The sequence below is a fragment of the Luteimonas pelagia genome, assembly GCF_054776035.1.
The window spans coordinates 56,298-74,888 of record NZ_BAAHCG010000003.1; the positions used below are offsets into that span (position 1 = coordinate 56,298).

At 71.1% G+C, this 18,591-nt stretch carries 20 protein-coding genes and 1 pseudogene; 16 read left to right on the top strand and 5 right to left on the bottom strand.

The window, feature by feature from the left end:
- The first annotated feature begins 2 nt into the window (after positions 1-2).
- The 3 genes from ACYU7H_RS09115 to ACYU7H_RS09125 are packed head-to-tail and all read left to right on the top strand — an operon-like array spanning position 3 to position 3,543.
- The gene (locus tag ACYU7H_RS09115) at positions 3-428 is read left to right on the top strand and encodes a DNA polymerase III subunit chi (protein WP_460814101.1); all 426 of its coding nucleotides are present in this window, start codon (positions 3-5) and stop codon (positions 426-428) included.
- Between the two features lie 11 nt (positions 429-439).
- Entirely contained in the window at positions 440-721 is a 282-nt protein-coding gene (locus tag ACYU7H_RS09120; protein ID WP_460814102.1) for a TMEM165/GDT1 family protein, read from the top strand.
- Positions 718-3,543, top strand: a complete 2,826-nt coding sequence (locus ACYU7H_RS09125) for a valine--tRNA ligase (protein WP_460814104.1) — start codon at positions 718-720, stop codon at positions 3,541-3,543. Before ACYU7H_RS09120 ends, ACYU7H_RS09125 begins: the two co-directional genes overlap by 4 nt.
- 45 nt (positions 3,544-3,588) lie before the next feature.
- On the opposite strand, the gene rimI is transcribed toward ACYU7H_RS09125, so the two are convergent.
- From rimI to pssA, 3 genes are read right to left on the bottom strand one after another with little or no spacing between them, the layout of a single operon-like run.
- Positions 3,589-4,089: a ribosomal protein S18-alanine N-acetyltransferase gene (rimI, locus tag ACYU7H_RS09130; protein ID WP_460814105.1), complete on the bottom strand. Its 501-nt coding sequence runs from the start codon at positions 4,087-4,089 to the stop codon at positions 3,589-3,591.
- Positions 4,086-4,442, bottom strand: a complete 357-nt coding sequence (locus ACYU7H_RS09135) for a hypothetical protein (RefSeq protein WP_460814107.1) — start codon at positions 4,440-4,442, stop codon at positions 4,086-4,088. Before ACYU7H_RS09135 ends, rimI begins: the two co-directional genes overlap by 4 nt.
- Positions 4,439-5,197, bottom strand: coding sequence for a CDP-diacylglycerol--serine O-phosphatidyltransferase (gene pssA, locus ACYU7H_RS09140; protein WP_460814108.1), 759 nt, complete (start codon positions 5,195-5,197; stop codon positions 4,439-4,441). Before pssA ends, ACYU7H_RS09135 begins: the two co-directional genes overlap by 4 nt.
- Positions 5,198-5,395: 198 nt before the next feature.
- Here pssA and ACYU7H_RS09145 point away from each other — a divergent pair, with 198 nt between their 5' ends.
- From ACYU7H_RS09145 to ACYU7H_RS09155, 3 genes and pseudogenes are all read left to right on the top strand, one after another.
- On the top strand, positions 5,396-5,671 hold the full coding sequence (locus ACYU7H_RS09145; protein WP_460814110.1) for a DUF4124 domain-containing protein: 276 nt from the start codon (positions 5,396-5,398) through the stop codon (positions 5,669-5,671).
- Positions 5,672-5,773: 102 nt separating this feature from the next.
- Positions 5,774-7,489: a proline--tRNA ligase gene (locus ACYU7H_RS09150; RefSeq protein WP_460814111.1), complete on the top strand. Its 1,716-nt coding sequence runs from the start codon at positions 5,774-5,776 to the stop codon at positions 7,487-7,489.
- A gap of 190 nt (positions 7,490-7,679) precedes the next feature.
- Positions 7,680-8,051: pseudogene (locus tag ACYU7H_RS09155) on the top strand (H-NS histone family protein); the annotation flags it as partial.
- A 93-nt stretch (positions 8,052-8,144) separates the two neighbouring features.
- Here the strand turns inward: ACYU7H_RS09155 and ACYU7H_RS09160 are convergent.
- On the bottom strand, positions 8,145-9,443 hold the full coding sequence (locus tag ACYU7H_RS09160; protein WP_460814113.1) for a threonine/serine exporter family protein: 1,299 nt from the start codon (positions 9,441-9,443) through the stop codon (positions 8,145-8,147).
- Between the two features lie 59 nt (positions 9,444-9,502).
- Here ACYU7H_RS09160 and ACYU7H_RS09165 point away from each other — a divergent pair, with 59 nt between their 5' ends.
- From ACYU7H_RS09165 to ACYU7H_RS09180, 4 genes are all read left to right on the top strand, one after another.
- The gene (locus tag ACYU7H_RS09165) at positions 9,503-10,651 is read left to right on the top strand and encodes an ABC transporter permease (RefSeq protein WP_460814115.1); all 1,149 of its coding nucleotides are present in this window, start codon (positions 9,503-9,505) and stop codon (positions 10,649-10,651) included.
- Between the two features lies 1 nt (position 10,652).
- Complete coding sequence (locus tag ACYU7H_RS09170; protein ID WP_460814117.1) at positions 10,653-11,477, top strand: ABC transporter ATP-binding protein; 825 nt, start codon at positions 10,653-10,655, stop codon at positions 11,475-11,477.
- 100 nt (positions 11,478-11,577) lie between these two features.
- The gene (locus tag ACYU7H_RS09175; protein WP_460814119.1) at positions 11,578-12,504 is read left to right on the top strand and encodes an MlaD family protein; all 927 of its coding nucleotides are present in this window, start codon (positions 11,578-11,580) and stop codon (positions 12,502-12,504) included.
- Positions 12,501-13,139, top strand: coding sequence for an ABC-type transport auxiliary lipoprotein family protein (locus ACYU7H_RS09180; protein ID WP_460814121.1), 639 nt, complete (start codon positions 12,501-12,503; stop codon positions 13,137-13,139). The genes ACYU7H_RS09175 and ACYU7H_RS09180 overlap by 4 nt, the downstream gene beginning before the upstream one ends.
- Positions 13,140-13,142: 3 nt before the next feature.
- Here the strand turns inward: ACYU7H_RS09180 and ACYU7H_RS09185 are convergent, their stop codons facing one another.
- Positions 13,143-13,760, bottom strand: coding sequence for an alpha-ketoglutarate-dependent dioxygenase AlkB family protein (locus ACYU7H_RS09185; protein ID WP_460814122.1), 618 nt, complete (start codon positions 13,758-13,760; stop codon positions 13,143-13,145).
- 86 nt (positions 13,761-13,846) lie between these two features.
- Between ACYU7H_RS09185 and ACYU7H_RS09190 the strand changes: the two genes are divergently transcribed.
- From ACYU7H_RS09190 to ACYU7H_RS09215, 6 genes are all read left to right on the top strand, one after another.
- Positions 13,847-15,481 carry an electron transfer flavoprotein-ubiquinone oxidoreductase gene (locus tag ACYU7H_RS09190; RefSeq protein ID WP_460814124.1) on the top strand — a complete coding sequence of 545 codons (1,635 nt, stop codon included), beginning with the start codon at positions 13,847-13,849 and terminating at the stop codon, positions 15,479-15,481.
- Between the two features lie 131 nt (positions 15,482-15,612).
- Positions 15,613-16,113: a hypothetical protein gene (locus tag ACYU7H_RS09195; RefSeq protein WP_460814126.1), complete on the top strand. Its 501-nt coding sequence runs from the start codon at positions 15,613-15,615 to the stop codon at positions 16,111-16,113.
- A gap of 97 nt (positions 16,114-16,210) precedes the next feature.
- Positions 16,211-16,666 (top strand): hypothetical protein, encoded by a 456-nt coding sequence (locus tag ACYU7H_RS09200; RefSeq protein ID WP_460814128.1) that lies wholly within the window; start codon positions 16,211-16,213, stop codon positions 16,664-16,666.
- 72 nt (positions 16,667-16,738) lie between these two features.
- On the top strand, positions 16,739-17,320 hold the full coding sequence (locus tag ACYU7H_RS09205; protein WP_460814130.1) for a hypothetical protein: 582 nt from the start codon (positions 16,739-16,741) through the stop codon (positions 17,318-17,320).
- Positions 17,321-17,396: 76 nt separating this feature from the next.
- Entirely contained in the window at positions 17,397-17,894 is a 498-nt protein-coding gene (locus tag ACYU7H_RS09210; protein WP_460814131.1) for a hypothetical protein, read from the top strand.
- A 32-nt stretch (positions 17,895-17,926) separates the two neighbouring features.
- Entirely contained in the window at positions 17,927-18,439 is a 513-nt protein-coding gene (locus tag ACYU7H_RS09215) for a hypothetical protein (RefSeq protein WP_460814133.1), read from the top strand.
- Positions 18,440-18,591 lie beyond the last annotated feature (152 nt).

Consider the following 18,591-nt stretch of genomic DNA (forward strand, 5'->3'; position numbering starts at 1 on the left):
GCGTGCCGCGGGCCGACTTCTACCTGATCGACAGGCCGCGGTTCCGCGCCGAGCCGTTGCGGCTGGTGTGCGAACTCGCGCGCAAGGCGCATGACGCGGGCCTGTGGACGCTGGTGCTGGCGCGCGACGCGGCGCAGGCCGAAGCGCTCGACGACCTGCTGTGGGACATGGGCGACGACGTCTTCATCCCGCACCAGGTCGCCGGCGTCGACGTCGACGAGGACGAGGCCGCGGTCCTGATCGCGCCGCCCGAGGTCGACGCCCCGCTGCGACCCCTGGTGATCAACCTGCGCGACGCCGCGGTCGAGGGCGCCTTCGACCGCGTGCTCGAGGTGGTCCCCGCCGACGATTCCGCGCGCGGCCCGCTGCGCGAGCGCTGGAAGCAGTACAAGGCGCGCGGCCTGGACGTGAACAAGCACGACATGTGAGTGCGATCGACATGAAAGCGATGCTGCTGATCTTCGCCACCGTGTTCCTCGCCGAGATCGGCGACAAGACGCAGCTGGCCACCATGCTCTTCTCCGCGGAGGGACGGACGAGCCCGATGCGCGTGTTCCTCGCGGCCTCGGCGGCGCTGGTGGTCGCGGCCGGGATCGGCGTGCTCGCCGGCCAGCTCCTCGAGAAGTTCATGAGCCCGCAGACCCTCAAGATCGTCGCCGGCATCGCCTTCATCGGCATCGGCGCCTTCACCCTGTACGGCGCCTGGAGGCCGGCCGCGTGAGTACCCTCGCCCCGAGCTACGACCCGACCGCATTCGAATCCCGCCTCTACGCCGAGTGGGAGTCCAGCGGCGCGTTCTCGCCGTCCGGCACGGGCGAGCCCTACGTGATCCTGCTGCCGCCGCCGAACGTCACCGGCACCCTGCACATGGGCCACGCGTTCCAGCACACGCTGCAGGACGCATTGGTGCGCCACCAGCGCATGCTCGGCCGCGACGTGCTGTGGCAGATGGGCAGCGACCACGCCGGCATCGCCACCGAAATGGTGGTCTCGCGCAACCTCGCGCTGGAAGGAAAAGGGGAGACGCGCGACTCGCTCGGACGCGAAGGCTTCATCGACCGCGTCTGGCAGTGGAAGGCCCGGTCGGGCGACACCATCGAGCGCCAGATGCGCCGGCTCGGCACGTCCGGAGACTGGACGCGCAGCGTGTTCACCATGGACCCGATGCCCGCGCGCGCGGTGGTCGAGGCCTTCGTGCGCCTGTACGACGCGGGACTGGTCTACCGCGGCCAGCGGCTGGTCAACTGGGACCCGGTACTGAAGACCGCGATCTCGGATCTCGAGGTCGTCAACGAGGAGGAGGACGGCTTCCTCTGGTCGATCCGCTATCCGCTCGCGGACGGCAGCGGCGAGGTGGTGGTCGCCACCACGCGCCCGGAGACGATGCTCGGCGACACCGCGGTGATGGTCCACCCCGAGGACGACCGCTACGCGCACCTCGTCGGCAGGACCGTGCGCCTGCCGCTGACCGGGCGCGAGATCCCGGTGATCGCAGACGCGTACGTGGACCGCGAATTCGGCACCGGCGTGGTCAAGGTCACCCCGGCGCACGATTTCAACGACAACGCCGTCGGCCAGCGCCACGGACTGGCGCTGCTCAACGTGTTCACCCCGGATGCGGCCGTCGTCGATGGCGCGGCGGCCGAGGCGATCGGCATCCCCGCGGCGTACCGCGGGCTGGACCGGTTCGAGGCGCGCAAGGCGGTGGTCGCCGACCTCGAGGCGCAGGGGCTGCTGGTCGAGACGAAGCCCCACAAGCTGCAGGTGCCGCGCGGCGACCGCACCGGCCAGGTGATCGAGCCGTACCTGACGGACCAGTGGTTCGTGAAGATGGACGGCCTGGCCGAGCGGGGGCTGGCACTGGCCGAACAGGGCGACGTCCGCTTCGTGCCCGGCAACTGGATCAACACCTACCGGCACTGGATGGAGAACATCCAGGACTGGTGCATCAGCCGCCAGCTCTGGTGGGGCCACCGCATCCCGGCGTGGTACGACGCCGACGGCCGCGTGCACGTCGGGCGCGACGAAGCCGAGGCGCGCGCACGCGCGGGCCTGGCCGCCGACGCGCCGCTCACCCGCGACGCCGACGTGCTGGAGACCTGGTTCTCGTCGGCGCTGTGGCCGGTCAGCACGATGGGCTGGCCGGACACGCAGGCGATGGCCGAACGCGGTTTCGACCGCTACGTGCCGTCGAGCGTGCTGGTCACCGGCTTCGACATCATCTTCTTCTGGGTCGCGCGCATGATCTTCATGACCGACCACTTCCTGGGCCAGGACGACCCGGGCCGACCCGACGCGGAGCGCGTGCCGTTCCGCGACGTGTACATCACCGGCCTGGTGCGCGACGCGCACGGCCAGAAGATGTCCAAGTCGAAGGGCAACATCCTCGACCCGCTGGACCTCATCGACGGGATCGCCCTGGACGACCTCGTCGCCAAGCGCACCACCGGCCTGATGCAGCCGAAGATGGCCGCGAAGATCGAGAAGGCCACGCGCAAGGAGTTCCCGGACGGCATCCCCGCCTTCGGTGCGGACGCGCTGCGCTTCACGATCGCCGCGCTCGCCGGCCACGGCCGCGACATCAAGTTCGACCTCGGCCGGGCCGAGGGCTACAAGAACTTCTGCAACAAGCTGTGGAACGCGACGCGCTTCGTGCTGATGAATACCGAGGGCGCGCGATTCGACGGCGCACCGGACCCGGCCACCGATGCCGAGCGCTGGATCCTCGCGCGGCTGGACGCGACCGCTGCCGAGGCCGCCACGCATTTCGCCGACTACCGCTTCGACCTGCTCTCGCAGGCGCTGTACGAGTTCGCCTGGAACGACTTCTGCGACTGGTTCGTCGAGCTGGCCAAGCCGGCGCTCAACGGCGACGACACGCGCGCGGCGGCCAGCACCCGGCACACGCTGCTGCACGTGCTCGAGCGCCTGCTGTGCCTGCTCCACCCACTGGTGCCGTTCGTGACCGAGGAACTGTGGCGCCAGGTCGCGCCGCGCCTGGGCATCGGCGAGGCGACGATCATGCGTCGCCCGTACCCGCGGGCGGGCGAGGTGGACGCGACCGCGTTCGCCGGTGCGCGCGACGGCATCGAGTGGCTGAAGGCGATGGTCACCACCCTGCGTCGCATCCGCAGCGAACTGGGGGTGCCGCCGTCGAAGCAGGTGCCGCTGCTGCTCGACGACGGCGATGCCGGGGACGCCGCGCGCGTCGAGCGCTACGACGCCTCGCTCCGGTTCCTGTGCCGGCTCGAGGGCATCGGCCGCCTCGACGGCGAGGCGCCGCCCGCCGCCGCCGGCGTGGTCGGCGGACTCAAGCTGCTGGTGCCGCTGGAGGGCCTCGTCGACCTGGACGCCGAGCGCACGCGCCTGGACAAGGAGCTGAAGAAGGTGTCCGCCGAAATCGCCAAGTGCGAGGGCAAGCTCGGCAACGACACCTTCGTCGCGAACGCGCCGGCGGCGGTGGTCGAACAGGAGCGCAGGCGCCTGGCCGACTGGACCGCGCAGCGCGACGCGATGGCGGCGCAGCGCGCCCGGCTGGGCTGAGGCGGACGGGACCGGAACGCTGCCGGCGGCAGGTTCCCGGCGAGGTCAGTCTTCGTCCGGCAGCAGTTCCATCGCCATCACGATCGCGTCCTCCCGGCCATCGAGCGCCGGGTAGTAGCGCGGACGCCGCCCGATCTCGTCGAAGCCCTCGCTGCGGTAGAGGGCGATCGCGCCCGGGTTCGACGGCCGCACCTCCAGGAACAGCCGCTTCGCGCCCCGCGCGCGCGCCAGGTGCAGCAGGGCGCGCAGCAGGCGCCGGCCATGGCCCTGGCCCTGCGCCGCGGGATCGACGCAGACGTTCAGCACGTGTCCCTCGCCGGCCGCGACGCTGAGCACCGCGTAGCCGACGATCATGTTCCCGCGGGAGAGCACCCAGGCCGGATAGCCGGCACCGAGGCAATCCTCGAAGATCCCGCGCGTCCACGCGAACGGATACGCGCGGACCTCGATCGCCATGACCGCGTCGAGGTCCGCCACCTGCATCGGTCGCAGGGCCGCCTCGACGGGCGCGCCCGCGCCGTAGGCGTCGGCCGGCAGCGCACTCATCCCCCGCGCCCCCGGCGCATCGCCCGGAGCCTGGGCCAGAGTGCGCGTTTCGCCGCCGGGTTGCCGCGGATCGCGTCGACCGGCGGAAGGGCGGCCCGGACCGCGTCCGCCGCCGGCCCGCCATCGCGCACGCCCGCGGCGCGCAGCAGTGCACGCAGCAGCCGGTCGTCGCCTGGCGGGCCGTCGGTCGAGGGATCGTCGGCCCTTCGATCGGCTTTCGACCCCGTGCCCGACGGCGCGTCCACCGCCCTCGGGTCCGCGCCCGGGTCGGCCCGGACGTAGAGTTCCAGGCCCATCGCGGCCAGGCGATCGCGCTGCAGGGCCGACCAGGCCGGGCGAACCGGCGCGTTCATCGCCCGCCCGCGCCGCGGCCGCGACGCAGCAGCCACGCGACGGGACCCGACAACGCGTACGCCAGCGCGATCGCGAACAGCACCGTCGGCGGATCGATCGCGATCGCCACCAGCACCGCCACGCACAGCAGCAGGACGTAGAACGGCACGCGGTCGCTGCGCCCGCCGCCCTTGAAACTGGCATAGCGCCAGCCGCTGACCATGAGCAGGCCCGCGCCGACGGTCACGGCCAGCGCCACCCAGCGCAGGTCCATGCCGCGGAAGTCGAAATCGTGGAAGGCCCATACGAACGTGACCATCAGGCCCGCCGCCGCCGGACTGGCCAGCCCGACGAACCACCGCTTGTCGACCTGCCCGACCTGGCTGTTGAAGCGGGCCAGCCGCAGGGCCGCGCAGGCCGCGTACACGAAGGCGGCCGTCCAGCCGATCTTGCCGGGCACCGCGCCATCGACCCGGAGCGACTCCAGTGCCCAGTGGTAGACCACCATCGCCGGCGCCAGGCCGAAGCTGACCAGGTCGGCGAGCGAGTCGTACTGCACGCCGAACGCGCTCTGGGTATTGGTCATCCGCGCCACCCGCCCGTCGATGCCGTCCAGCACGCCGGCCACCAGCACCGCCACGCATGCGACCGCGAACTTCTCCTGCGAAGCCGCGACGATCGCGTAGAACCCGGCGAACAGCCCGCCGGTGGTGAACAGGTTCGGCAGCAGGTAGATCGCCCGCGAACGCGGGCCGGGATGGTCGTCGGGCTCCATCCGGCGAGTGTAGCGGCTGGCCGGTTGCAGGCGACCGGCGCCGGTGCTGGAATCGGCCCGTCCCGACAGGAGCCAGCGCCATGCCCCGGGTCCCGACCGTTCCGATCGCCCGCCTCGCCCGCCTCGCCTGCCTCGCGCGCGCCGCCAGCGCGCCGGTGCTCGCGCGACGCTGCGGCGGACCGGCGGGCTGACGCGCCCATGCGCGCCACGTGGGCCATCGTCGCCGGCCTCGCCGCGGGCATCGCGGTGGCGTGGTGGCTGTCCCGGCCCGGCGACGACGACCGCCGCGCCCGCGAGGATCGCGCGAGCCGGGCGGCGGCCGCCGGGGCGGAGGACGCGCGCCCGAAGCTGTACCGCTGGCGCGACGACGCCGGCAACCTGCAGGTCACCGACACCCCGCCCGAGGGGCGCCCCTACGACACCGTCGACATCGATCCCGATGCGGGCATCGACGTGAGGGGCGATCGCGGCTGATCCCGGCGGCCGTGGAACGCGCGCGCCGCCCACCGCCCCCGCATTCGCGCGACCCGTCCGCACGCGGCAGAATGCGCGCTTTCCGCCACGGTTTTCCCGCGCATGCGCCTGTCGCAGTTCCACCTCTCCACCAGCAAGGAGACCCCGGCCGAGGCCGAGGTCGCCAGCCACCGGCTGATGCTCAAGGCCGGCATGATCCGCAAGCTCGCCGCCGGCCTGTACACCTGGTCGCCGCTGGGACTGCGCGTGCTGCGCAAGGTCGAGCAGGTGGTGCGCGAGGAGATGGAAGCCGCCGGGGCGATCGAATTGCTGATGCCCGCGGTGCAGCCGAAGGAGCTGTGGGAGGAGACCGGCCGCTGGGAGAAGTTCGGCGGCCAGCTGCTGAAGATGCAGGACCGCAAGGAGGCCTGGTACTGCTTCGGCCCCACGCACGAGGAGGTCATCACCGACTTCGCGCGCAACGAACTGCAGTCCTACCGCCAGCTGCCTGTCACCTTCTTCCAGGTGCAGACCAAGTTCCGAGACGAGATCCGCCCGCGCTTCGGCGTGATGCGCGCGCGCGAGTTCCTGATGAAGGACGCGTACTCGTTCCACCTCACCGACGAGGACCTCGCCCGCGGCTACCGGGTGATGTACGACGCGTACGCGAGGATCTTCACCCGCCTGGGCCTGGCGTTCCGCGCGGTGCACGCCGACACCGGCGCGATCGGCGGCAGCGCCTCGCACGAGTTCCACGTGCTGGCGGACTCCGGCGAGGACGCGATCGCGTTCTGCGAGGACTCCGACTACGCGGCCAACGTCGAGTTGGCCGAAGCGGTCTCGCCCGGCACGCGGCCCGCGCCCGCGGAGGACCTGCGCGAGGTCGCCACGCCCACGCAGAAGACCTGCGAGGCGGTCGCGGAGCTGCTCGGCATCCCGCTGTCGCGCACCGCCAAGTCGATCGCCCTGGTGGGCGCCGGCGCGGACGGGAAGGACCGGTTCGTGCTCGCGCTCGTGCGCGGCGACCACCAGGTCAACGAGATCAAGCTGGCCAAGCTCGAGGGCCTGGCGGATTACCGCCTCGCCACGGAAGCCGAGATCCTCGCCGCGCTCGGCAGCGAGCCCGGCTTCCTCGGCCCGGTGAAGCCCGTGGGCGACATCCGCGTGGTCGCCGACCGCAGCGTGGCGGCGATGGCCGATTTCGTGGTCGGCGCCAACCGCCCGGGATTCCACCTGGCCGGCGTGAACTGGGGCCGTGACCTGCCCGAGCCCGAGGTCGCGGACATCCGCGACGTCGTCGCGGGCGACCCTTCGCCCGACGGTGCCGGCACGCTCGGCATCGCGCGCGGCATCGAGGTCGGCCACGTGTTCCAGCTCGGCCGCAGGTACGCCGAGTCGATGGGGCTCAGCGTGCTGGACGAATCGGGCAAGGCCGCCACGCCGACGATGGGCTGCTACGGCATCGGCGTGTCGCGCATCGTCGCGGCAGCGATCGAACAGAACTTCGACGCGGCTGGCATCCGCTGGCCCGAGGCGATGGCGCCCTGGCGCGTGGCCGTGTGCGTGATCAATCCGAAGAACGATGCCGCGGTGGCCGAGGCCGCGAACGCGCTGTATTCGCGCATCGCCGCGTCGGGCGTGGACGTGGTGCTGGACGACCGCGGCCTGCGCCCCGGCGCGATGTTCGCCGACATCGAACTGATCGGGATCCCGCACCGCGTGGTGGTGTCCGGGCGGGGGCTGGAGGCGGGCACGTACGAATACCGCGCACGCGACGCGGCGGACGCCGAGCACCTGGACTCGGCGGCGCTGTTCGATCGCCTCGGTATCCGCGGGTGACGTCCGCGGCAGGACCCCGGTAAACCGGCCGGAAATCCACGCGGGGCCTCCGGGTTTTCGCCGGTGAATACCGCCGGGGGAAACCCCGGAGGTTTGAAAACGGGTAATCCGGGGCTTTAGGATGGCGCGTATCCGGGATTCTCCCGGTAAACCCCCCGATCGAAACCGCGCCACGTCCCCCGGAGGCTCCATGAGCATCGACCTCAATGCGATGTCGCAGAAGGAACTCGACTCGCTGATCACCAAGGCGAAGAAGCGCAAGACCACGCTGTCCAAGCGCAAGCCCGCCGGCACGGTCCGCCGCAAGCTGGCCGCCCAGGCCAAGGCCGAGGGCTACACAATCGAGGAACTGTTCGGTGGCGGCACCGGCACCCGCGCCGCGACCGGCGCCGCCAAGCCCCGCAAGTCGGCCGCCAAGGGCCGCAAGCTCGGCAAGGTGCCGCCGAAGTACCGGAACCCGGCCAAGCCGTCGGAAACCTGGACCGGCCGCGGCCGCCAGCCGCGCTGGATGGCCGCCGAAACGGCCAAGGGCAAGAAGCCCGAGGATTTCCTCATCAGGAAGTGAGCCGCCGTCCAGGGCTCGAAAACGGAAACGCCGGCATCCGCCGGCGTTGTCCGTTCCGGCGCCGGGAATCTCCGGCCCGGGGTATCCCCGTCAGAGATTCTGCCGGGTGGTCACCAGCAGGTTGCCGAACAGCAGCCCCGCGAGCAGCGCGAGCAGGATGTTGAGCACGCCGAGCGCCGCCGCCTGGCCGCCGGCGACATCCTGCTGCTGCACCATCGTGAGCAGGCCGCGCAGGCTCGCGCTGCCGGGCACCAGCATGATGATGCCGGGCACGCGGATCAGCGCGCCCGGGCGGTTGAAGAAGCGGGCGTACGCGTTCCCGCCCGCGGTCAGGCAGAACGCGGCGAGGAAGATGCCGGCGGGACTGCCCCAGGCCTGCCCGGCGTAGCGCGCGATCAGGTAGCCGGTCACCGCCGCGCCCATGACCAGCGCGTAGTCGCGGGCGGCCGTGCGGAACAGCACCGCGAAGGCCAGGGCGGCGGTGCCGAGCGCGACCCATTCGACCCAGTCGGGCTGCGGCCGCCAGGCGCGGACCGCCGGCTCGAGCCCGGCCAGGCCCGCGACGTACACCGCGAGCACGGTCCCGACGGTCAGTTTCATCACCGTGCTGATCGCGCCGGCGAAGCGCGCGGTCCCCGACACCAGGTGGCCGCTGGTGAGCTCGTTGACCGCGTTGGTCAGCGCCAGGCCCGGCAGGAACACGATCAGCGACGCGATGATCACGGTGTTCTGGTTCAGGGGTCCGACGTACGTCGCGACCAGCACCGCGATGAATCCGGCCAGCAGGCCGGCGATGGCTTCCTCGGCCTCGCGCAGGCGCGGCCGCGGCCGCGCGAACTGCCCCAGCAGGCCGATCAGCAGCCCGGTGGCGCCGGCGATGCCGATGTCCAGCCAGGGCAACCGCAGCAGGCCCGCGACCGATGCGGCCGCGAGCGCGATGCAGAGCACCTCGACGAACCGCCAGCGCACGGCGGGCGCGCCAGCGAGCGCATCCAGCGCGGCCTGGCCCTCGGCCAGTCCGACGCGACCGGACAGCACGTCCTCCGCGATCCGGTCCACTTCGCACAGCCGGCGCAGGTCCGTTTCCCCGGGCGCGAGCCGCAGCACGCGGGTGGTGTCGCTCGAGCCCAGGGGGCGCGCCGGGTCGCTGAAGGACAGGATCATCCCGGTCGGGTTGGTCCAGGGCTCGCATTCCAGGCCCAGCCGCTGCGAGACCGCGATGATCGCCGCCTCGAGGCGCTGGGTCGTCGTGCCGTAGGCATGCAGGTGCTCGGCCAGCTCGACGACGAAGGCGATGCGTTCGGCGTAGCCGGCGTGGGCGAACACGGGACCGGGCACGCGGCCGGCGAGCGCGGCGGGCGAAGGCTGGATCGGCGGGGCTGCGGACATGCGCGGAAGGATCGCACGGCGCCGACGCAAGGGGGCGACGCCGCGCGACGACGTGGCCCATGCATGGAACCGGTATCCTCGCGCGCATGCTGCCCGCCGACGTGCACGCCCCGCCCCAGTGGCAGGCCGACCCCGACGACCCGTCGCGGTTGCGGCTGTCCGGGCGCTGGACGCTCCGCTACGCCCACGAGATCGGCGAGCGGCTGCGCGACATGCCCGGCGACGCCACGGTGCTGGATGCCCGTGGCGTGGACCGGCTCGACTCCGCCGGCGTCCTGCAGTTGTTGCGCCACGCGCGCCGCAACCGGCTGGACTTCTCCGGCTACGCGTTCCGCGACGACCACCGCGCACTGGTCGAGACCATCGAGGACGTCAACGACGAGCGCCCGCGCGGGAAGAAGGCCTACGGCTTCGCGGCCGCGCTGGGCCGGCTCGGCTTCGCGGTGCACGACAACGCGAAGGAGGTCGTGGCGCTGGTCGGCTTCCTCGGCGAGAACCTCGCCGCGTTGCTGCGGCTGCTGCGCGAGCCGCGCCGGATCCGCGTCACCTCGACCGTGCACCACATGGAGCAGGTGGGCCTGGACGCCGTGCCCCTGGTGGCCCTGCTCTCGTTCCTCGTCGGCGCGGTCATCGCGTTCCTCGGCGCGAACGTGCTGCGCGACTTCGGCGCCACCATCTTCGTGGTCGAACTGGTGTCCATCGCGTTCCTGCGCGAGTTCGGCGTGCTGCTGACCGCCATCCTGCTGGCCGGCCGCACCGCCAGCGCGTTCACCGCGCAGATCGGCGCGATGGTCAGCCGCGAGGAGGTCGACGCGATCCGCACCCTCGGGCTGGATCCGGTGGACCTGCTCGTGCTGCCGCGCCTGGTCGCGCTGGTGGTGATGCTGCCCCTGCTGACCTTCCTGTCGATGCTGGCCGGCCTGGCCGGCGGGCTGGTGGTGGGCGCGCTGAGCCTGGACATCCCGCCCGAGCAGTACCTCAACCGGATGCAGGACACGATCCAGCTGCGGCACTTCTGGGTGGGCCTGTCGAAGGCGCCGGTGTTCGCGGTCGTCATCGCCCTGATCGGGTGCCTGGAAGGCCTGCAGGTGAAGGGCACGGCGCAGTCGGTGGGCGAGCGGACGACGTCGGCGGTGGTCCAGTCCATCGCGCTGGTCATCGTTCTCGATGCGCTGGCGGCGATGTGGTTCATGTACATGGATGTCTGACATGGACGAGACGCACCGCGACGACGACGTCGCCATCCGCATCCGCGGGCTGGACAACCGGTTCGGCGAACAGGTCGTGCACGAGGGCCTGGACCTCGACGTGCGCCGGGGCGAGATCCTCGGCGTGGTCGGCGGCTCGGGCTCCGGCAAGTCGGTGCTGATGCGCTCGATCCTCGGCCTGCGCCGGCCGAACGCCGGCGACATCCGGGTGCTCGGCGTGGATGCCCGCAGCGAGGACGCGGAGGACCGGCACTACATCCGGCGGCGCACCGGCGTGCTGTTCCAGGACGGCGCGCTGTTCTCCTCGCTCACGGTCGGGGAGAACGTGCAGGTGCCCCTGAAGGAACACCACCCGGACCTGCCGGACTCGCTCCGCTACGAGCTGGCGCTGCTCAAGGTCAAGCTGGCCGGCCTGCCGGCGGACGCGCTGGACAAGCTGCCTGCGCAGCTGTCGGGCGGCATGCGCAAGCGCGCGGGCCTGGCGCGCGCGCTCGCGCTCGACCCGCCCCTGCTGTTCCTCGACGAACCCACCGCCGGCCTCGATCCCATCGGCGCGGCGGCCTTCGATGCGCTGCTGGGCACGCTGCGGCAGGCCCTCGGCCTGACGGTCTTCCTCATCACCCACGACCTGGACACGCTCTACACGATCTGCGATCGCGTCGCGGTGCTGGCCGACCGCAAGGTCGTGTTCACCGGCCCGCTGGACGAGGTCGAACGGCTCGACCACCCCTGGGTGCGCGAATACTTCCACGGACCGCGCGCCCGCGCCGCGCGCGATGCCGGGGGACAAGGGCACGGCGGCTTCACCCCGGCCCGGGAAACCTGACGCGCAACGGGCGGCATTTGGTCCGCGGGCGGCGGACCGGCATCATGCGCGGGGCGCGTCCGCCGGCGGCGGCGCGGACCCGGCGACAAGGCGGAGGACGATGGAAACCAAGGCGAACTACGTCCTGATCGGTGCGTTCACCCTCGCGGTGGTCGCCGCGGCGCTGCTGTTCGCGTTGTGGGCGGCCAACTACGCCTCGCAGAAGCAGTGGTCCGACTACGACATCATCTTCAACGAGTCGGTGACCGGCCTGTCGGAGGGCAACGCCGTCCAGTACAACGGCATCGCCGTGGGCACGGTGCAGGACCTGTCGCTGATGCCGAACGACCCGCGCCGGGTGGTCGCGCGCGTGCGCCTGGAGGCCGACACGCCGGTGAAGGTCGACACCCGCGCCAAGCTCACCCTCACCGGCCTCACCGGCACGACCATCGTCCAGCTCACCGGGGGATCGCCTGGGGCCGCGCCGCTGCGCGCGCGCTCTGGACGCGACGTGCCGGTGATCCCGACCACGCCGTCCGCGCTGCAGAACATCGCCGCGACCGCGGACCGCATCGTGGCCCGCGTGGACCAGATCCTCAGCGAGGAGAACGTCTCGCGGGTCTCCAACGCCCTGGAGAACGTCGAGACGGTGACCGGCGCGCTGGCGATCCAGAGCCGGGAGCTGTCCGAACTGGTGGTCGCCGCGCGCGACGCCGTCGTGACCCTCGACGCCACGCTGAAGACGACGCAGGGCGCGGTCGAACGGATCGACCGCGAGGTGGTCGCCGAACTGCCCGCCATGGTCGACAAGCTGGACGGCGCGCTGTCGTCGCTCGAGCGCGCGAGCAGCAATGCCGATGCGCTGATCGCCGAGAACCGCGCGCCGCTGGCGGAGTTCACCCAGGGCGGCCTCCAGCAGGTCGGCCCGACCCTCACCGAACTGCGCACGCTGATCCGCGACCTGCGGCGCGTGACCAACCGCCTCGACGGCAACCCGGCCGGCTACGTGCTCGGCCGCGAGCAACCGAAGGAGTTCGTGCCCGAATGATGCGACCGACACGCACCGCCACCTTCGCCGCCGCGATCGCGACCGCCGTGCTGCTCGCCGGCTGCGGGATCCTCCCGGAAAAGACGCCGATCAGCATCCACGCGCCCGCGCCCAGCGTGCAGGCGGATCCCGCCTGGCCCAGCGCGGACTGGCAGCTGGTCGTGCCCCGGCCGACCGGGCCGGCGATGGTGGATTCGACCCGCATCGCCGTGCGCCCGGTGCCCGGCGAGGTCCAGGTCTACAAGGGCGCGATCTGGTCGCAACCGGTGCCCGACCTCGTGCACGACACGGTGGTGCACGCCTTCGAGGACTCCGGCCGCGTGCCCGGCGTGGGCCGGCGCGGCGAGGGCATCACCGGCGAGTACCAGTTGCTCCTCGACGTGCGCCGGTTCGACGCCGACTACCGGGGCGAGGCGCGCCCGGCGGCCGTGCTGGAGATCGGCGCGAAGCTCGTGGCCAGTCGCGAGAACCGGGTGGTCGCCTCGCGCCTCTTCTCGCAGTCGGTGCCGGCCCCGGCGACCGACGTTGCGAGCGTGACGCGCGCGTTCGAACAGGCCCTGGGCACGGCGACGGGCGAGATCGTCGGCTGGACTCTGGCCGAGGGCGGACGGCACGACGCCAGCGCCGCCGAGTGAGCCTCAGCCGCGCAGCACGCGGCGGAACGTGAGGTTGATCCGCGGCCCGACCGGGCGCCGCGTGCGCGGGATCGCATGCAAGTAGCGGGCCTGCGTCGAACCCCGCATCACCAGCAGGCTGCCATGGGGCAGCGGCACCGCCAGCCGGCTTCCGCCGTCGACGCCGGCCTTCGGCTTGAGGGCGAACCGGCGGGTCGCGCCCAGGCTGAGCGACGCGATGACCGGGTCCGGGCCGAGCGCCGGCTCGTCGTCGGCATGCCAGCCCATCGCGTCGCCGCCGTCGCGGTAGAGGTTGGCGAGCACGCTGTCGAACCGGACGCCAAGCGCCCTGCCCAGGCGCTCGCGCACGGGCAGCAGCGACGCGGGCCAGGGATGGGGTTCGCGGCGCACGCCCGAATAGCGGTAGGCCGCCCCGGGGTCCCCGATCCAGCAGCTCAGCCGCGGCGAGGGGATCTCGCGGCCGAAGAGGCGGATGGCGTGCACGGACCACGGCAGGCCGTCGCGAAGCGCATCGAAGAGTCCGTCCGCCTCGGGATCCGCCAACCAGTGCGGCCACAGCACGGCGTCCCCGCCGGGCAGCGGCAGGGCCTGCGATCGGGTCTCACGCGGCGTCGCATCCACGGACGCGAGGATAGGCCCGCGCCGCCCGGATTTGCCGCGTCCGCGGCCAGCCGGGAAAATGCCCGTTCGCCAGCAGGAGCAGTTGCATGTCCGAGACCGAACGCGACGTGATGGAGTACGACGTGGTCACCGTCGGCGCCGGCCCGGCGGGCCTGGCGTTCGCGATCCGGCTCAAGCAGGTCGACCCGTCGATCAGCGTCTGCGTGATCGAGAAGTCATCGACCATCGGCGCGCACATCCTGTCGGGCGCGGTGATCGAGCCGGGTCCTCTGGACGCCCTGCTGCCCGGCTGGCGCGATGCGCCACCGCCGATCTGCGTCCCGGCCACGGAAGACGAGTTCTGGCTGCTGACGAAGAGCGGCGGCCGCAAGTTGCCCGTGCCGCCGCAGATGCACAACGAAGGCAACTTCATCGTCAGCCTGGGCGCGATGTGCGCGTGGCTGGCGCCGCAGGCCGAGGCGCTGGGCGTGGAGATCTACCCCGGCTTCGCCGCCGCCGAGACCCTGCACGACGACGACGGCCGCGTGGCGGGCGTGCGCATCGGCGACATGGGCGTGGCGAAGGACGGCTCGCACAAGCCCGGCTTCACCCAGGGCATCGACATCCGCGCCAAGGTGACGGTGCTGGCCGAAGGGGCGCGCGGCCACCTGACCAAGCGGCTGGTGAAGCGCTTCGGCCTGGACGCCGGCAGCGATCCGCAGGCGTATTCGATCGGCATCAAGGAGCTCTGGCAGGTCGACGAATCGCGCGTCTCGCCGGGGAAGATCGTGCACACCCTGGGCTGGCCGGCGGACACCTCGACCTACGGCGGCAGCTTCCTCTACCACCTCGACAAGGGCCGGATCGCGCTGGGCTACGTCAGCGGCCTGGACTACACCGACCCGAAGTACCGGCCGTGGGAGGCCTTCCAGCAGTGGAAGCACCACCCGACGATCAAGCCGCTGCTGGAGGGCGGGACGATCGTGTCCGCCGGCGCGCGCGCGATCGCCACGGGCGGCTGGCAGTCGCTGCCGAAGGTCGAGATGCCCGGCGCGCTGCTGGTCGGCGACACCGCCGGCCTGCTCAACGTGCCCAAGATCAAGGGCACCCACCAGGCGATCCGTTCGGGGATGCTGGCCGCCGAGCACCTGGCGGCGACGTCGCTCTCGCCGGACGGCTTCGACGCGGCGCTGCGCGGATCCGATGCGATGGCCGAGCTCCGCCGCGTGCGCAACATCAAGCCCGGCTTCAAGAAGGGCCTGTGGCTGGGCATGCTCAATGCCGGCTGGGAAACGCTCACGGGCGGGCGGTCGCCGTGGACGCTGAAGGTCAGGGCCGACTGGTGCTCGCTGGACACGCTCGACGGCGACGCCGGACGCCCGGAACGTGCTGCCGCCGACTACGTGGACCGCGACCTGCCGCCGCGCGACCGGCTCGCCGGCGTGTATTTCGCGGCGACCGAGCACGACGAGGACCAGCCGGTGCACCTGGTGGTCCACGACCCGTCGGTCTGCGTGACCCGCTGCGCCGAGGAGTACGCCAACCCCTGCACCCGCTTCTGCCCCGCCGGCGTCTACGAGATCGTCGAGGACCCGGACGGCCCCGAGGGCACCGGCAAGCGCCTGCAGATCAACGCGGCGAACTGCGTGCACTGCAAGACCTGCGACATCAAGGATCCCTACCGGATCATCGACTGGGTGGCGCCGGAGGGCGGCGCCGGGCCGAACTACCAGAACCTGTAGTCCCCGGGGGCACTCGCACGCGTTTCCTTCCGGGAAGGTTTCTGGCACCTTCCCCCGGGTTGCACGAAGCATCCGTCGTACTGTCCGGGGCCTGGAATCGATCCGGCACCGTGCGACACGGGAGGGTGGCGATGAACGTCCAGGCAGTCATTGCAGCATGGGTCGGGCTGTGCATGTCCGGGACTTCGCCTGGCGCGAGTGCGCAGACGCAACTGCGGCGTGCGCTGGATGTGTCCGCGACCGGCACCTGTGGCGCAGCGGCCTACAGCCCGGATCATCGCCTGCGGTATCGCCCGATCGGGATCTACAACGCGGGCGATTCCGCCGTCGACGTCGCATGTTCGCTGCGTACCCATGACGCGGACGACTACTGGCTCTATTTTTCCTTCTACAACGGGACCGACCTCGAGGCCGAGGTCCCCTGCGTGACCCTGACGGGGTCGCGCGACGCCGCCGACGGTGTGCGCTCGGTCTTCAGGAGCGTATCGATCGACGCAGGACGCACCACGGAGGCGAGCCATCGTCTTTTCCCGGGGCAGTCCGAATTCCTGAGCCTCAGTTGCCGGGTGCCGCACGGCGTCGAGATGGGCACCATTCACTTCAGAAGGTACTGCGAGCAGGGGTGTGACTGAGCCCGGAAGCGAGCCCGGCAGGACCCGCGTGCACTCGAGGATGGATTCTATGAGGACTGGAATTCCGATAACCCTGGCGGCCGTCCTATGGTGGTCGATGTCTGGCGCGCCCGCCCGTGCGGACACCAAGGAACACACCTTCTCGGCGACCGCGGCCTGCCATCCGATGTCCGCGTTGAATGCAGCGGGAATCCGTCATCGGCCCATGGGAATCTTCAATGCGAAGCCGGTCGGTGTCTTCATCTCGTGCTCCTTCTACACCGATCCCCTGGGAGACGTGGGCAAGGATCGACTGGAAATTTCATTCTTCAACGGCAACGGGGAGCCCGTCACCGTGGGCTGTACCGCGCAAGGTGGCAGCCGCGTCACGGGAGTGAACAACTATTCGAGCGACGTCAGCGTGCCCCCCGGCACCTCCGCGCAACTGGTGTTCGAAGGCATCCATCGCAGGCGGGACTACCGGTCGCACATCAACCTGTCCTGCCTGCTACCCAGTGGCGTGGAGATGGGCCGGATCACCATGGGCCAGCGTGCGATCGCCAATGACCTCTAGGCAACGCAACCACCATGTGCCCCTTCGCCGGTCGAAGGGGCGCCAAGGCGGAAGCCGAGGGATGCCGCCGAGATGCAATTGTTGAAGAACGACCGTTTCTGGCCATGGATCCTCGCCGCAGGCGGCGTCGCGTTCGGCGCCGCGGCCTGGAACGCACGCGTGGACGAAACCTCCGCACTCGCGGCCAGGGTCACGTCGCTTTCCACCCGGATCGACGCCATGGCCCGTGACATCGAGGCCATGCGCCAGGCAAGCGCCCCCCGTCGCGAATCGCGCTCCTTCCCGCGCACCGATGGAATCCGCGGGGCACCCGCGACGCAACGTCCCTCCGCGCCGACCCGGGCGAGCTTGCAGGTCGCCCATCAACGCGAACCCGTGGATGCAGCCTGGGCGGCAGCCACCGAACACCGTCTGGAACTGGCGGGCAGGACCGAGGCGATCCTCGCCTTCGAGGCCGATCCACCCGCGTCGCGGAGGATCGATTGCCGAAGTGAAACGTGCAGGCTGGAATTCACGTTCGACGACGAAGCCGACGCGACCGACTGGACGACCGCCTACCTCACCGGCGTGGGCGGGGTGCTCTCGACCAGCGTCCATTTCGTGGAACCGCAGCCGGATGGTTCGGTCCGCGTCACGATGTTCGGCCATCGCTGAAGGCGGTGTCCTGTCTTCGGCGGGGGCTGCGTTTTCCCCCCCGGGGCAACCGGCTCCGCGACGCCAACCGGGCAACATGCAGACGCCGAACCGGACTGCCGTATTCCTCGCGACCGCCCTTGGCGTGCTGCCCATGAGCGGACATCCACAAACCTATTACGTCGAGCAGCAAGCAGCCGCCACGGGGCTCTGCAAGGCAGCCACGTCGGACGCGGCCAAATCGCTCAGGTTCCGGCCGCTCGGCATCTTCAACGCCGGGAGCATCCCCGTGGACCTCTCGTGCGCGATCCGGTCCACGGGGTCCGATTCGTACACGCTCGGCACACATTTCCACAACTATGCCTCGCAACCGCAGTCGGTGACCTGTGTCCACATGGTCGGCAATCGCGAATCCGGTGGTGCGTCGGGCTCGCGGATGACGAGCACCGAGGTCCCTGCACGGGGCTCGGCCCGGATGTCCTCCGAACTCTATTCATTCGGCTGGAACGAGTTCCACACCCTGTCATGCAGGATCGCACCCGGGATGGAAATGGGCGTCGTTTCGGCGCGCCAGTTCTGCTACTACGGTTGCTGAACGCGCGGCCGCAATCTGGAAAGGATCCACCAATGAAGCGAAACTTCCGTTCCTTCACGGTCATGGCCGCAGCGGTGGTGGTGCTGCTGCCTGCGGGCTTCCCCGGGCGGGCGAACGAGATCACCCACCACGTGGCGGCGACCGCCGTCTGCCAGCCCGTCACGGCCTTCCAGGGGGTGGACCTTCGCCAGCGGCCACTCGGCATCTTCAATCCCACGTCCAGCCCGGTCTACGTGTCCTGCTCGCTCTACACGGACACGCGCGGTGATCTGGGTGATGACCGGCTCGAGATCTCGTTCCACAACACCACCCCGGAAGCCGTCGACGTAGGCTGCGTCGCCCAAGGCGGCAGTCGCATCCACGGGGCGAGCAGCTACATGGGCAGCGTGGCCGTGCCCGCCGGCACGTCCGCGCAGCTCCGGTTCGAGGGGATCTATCGGCGACGCGAGCAGGAGGCGCACGTGAACCTGTCCTGCCTCCTGCCGGGCGGAATCGAGATGGGGCGGATTTCGTTCACGCAGCAGTCCGCGCAGGACGATCTCTAGGGCCGGGTTTCGCTCGGCGCGGAACCGGTCCGGGCGCGCTCCCGGCCGCCCAGGCATCGCGGTTGAACCGTTCATCGTCCGCATCGCCCTCCGCTGGCCGGTCCGCTGGGGCCGGGTCGTTGGTCCGGGCGGGAGCAATGTTCCCGAAGCCG

Excerpts from the sequence above, each read along its gene's own strand:
- ACYU7H_RS09120 (WP_460814102.1), top strand. The coding sequence starts at position 440 with ATGAAAGCGATGCTGCTGATCTTCGCCACCGTGTTCCTCGCCGAGATC.
- rimI (WP_460814105.1), bottom strand. The coding sequence starts at position 4,089 with ATGAGTGCGCTGCCGGCCGACGCCTACGGCGCGGGCGCGCCCGTCGAG.
- ACYU7H_RS09135 (WP_460814107.1), bottom strand. The coding sequence starts at position 4,442 with ATGAACGCGCCGGTTCGCCCGGCCTGGTCGGCCCTGCAGCGCGATCGC.
- pssA (WP_460814108.1), bottom strand. The coding sequence starts at position 5,197 with ATGGAGCCCGACGACCATCCCGGCCCGCGTTCGCGGGCGATCTACCTG.
- ACYU7H_RS09145 (WP_460814110.1), top strand. The coding sequence starts at position 5,396 with ATGCGCGCCACGTGGGCCATCGTCGCCGGCCTCGCCGCGGGCATCGCG.
- ACYU7H_RS09150 (WP_460814111.1), top strand. The coding sequence starts at position 5,774 with ATGCGCCTGTCGCAGTTCCACCTCTCCACCAGCAAGGAGACCCCGGCC.
- ACYU7H_RS09160 (WP_460814113.1), bottom strand. The coding sequence starts at position 9,443 with ATGTCCGCAGCCCCGCCGATCCAGCCTTCGCCCGCCGCGCTCGCCGGC.
- ACYU7H_RS09165 (WP_460814115.1), top strand. The coding sequence starts at position 9,503 with ATGCATGGAACCGGTATCCTCGCGCGCATGCTGCCCGCCGACGTGCAC.
- ACYU7H_RS09170 (WP_460814117.1), top strand. The coding sequence starts at position 10,653 with ATGGACGAGACGCACCGCGACGACGACGTCGCCATCCGCATCCGCGGG.
- ACYU7H_RS09175 (WP_460814119.1), top strand. The coding sequence starts at position 11,578 with ATGGAAACCAAGGCGAACTACGTCCTGATCGGTGCGTTCACCCTCGCG.
- ACYU7H_RS09180 (WP_460814121.1), top strand. The coding sequence starts at position 12,501 with ATGATGCGACCGACACGCACCGCCACCTTCGCCGCCGCGATCGCGACC.
- ACYU7H_RS09190 (WP_460814124.1), top strand. The coding sequence starts at position 13,847 with ATGTCCGAGACCGAACGCGACGTGATGGAGTACGACGTGGTCACCGTC.
- ACYU7H_RS09195 (WP_460814126.1), top strand. The coding sequence starts at position 15,613 with ATGAACGTCCAGGCAGTCATTGCAGCATGGGTCGGGCTGTGCATGTCC.
- ACYU7H_RS09200 (WP_460814128.1), top strand. The coding sequence starts at position 16,211 with ATGTCTGGCGCGCCCGCCCGTGCGGACACCAAGGAACACACCTTCTCG.
- ACYU7H_RS09205 (WP_460814130.1), top strand. The coding sequence starts at position 16,739 with ATGCAATTGTTGAAGAACGACCGTTTCTGGCCATGGATCCTCGCCGCA.
- ACYU7H_RS09210 (WP_460814131.1), top strand. The coding sequence starts at position 17,397 with ATGCAGACGCCGAACCGGACTGCCGTATTCCTCGCGACCGCCCTTGGC.
- ACYU7H_RS09215 (WP_460814133.1), top strand. The coding sequence starts at position 17,927 with ATGAAGCGAAACTTCCGTTCCTTCACGGTCATGGCCGCAGCGGTGGTG.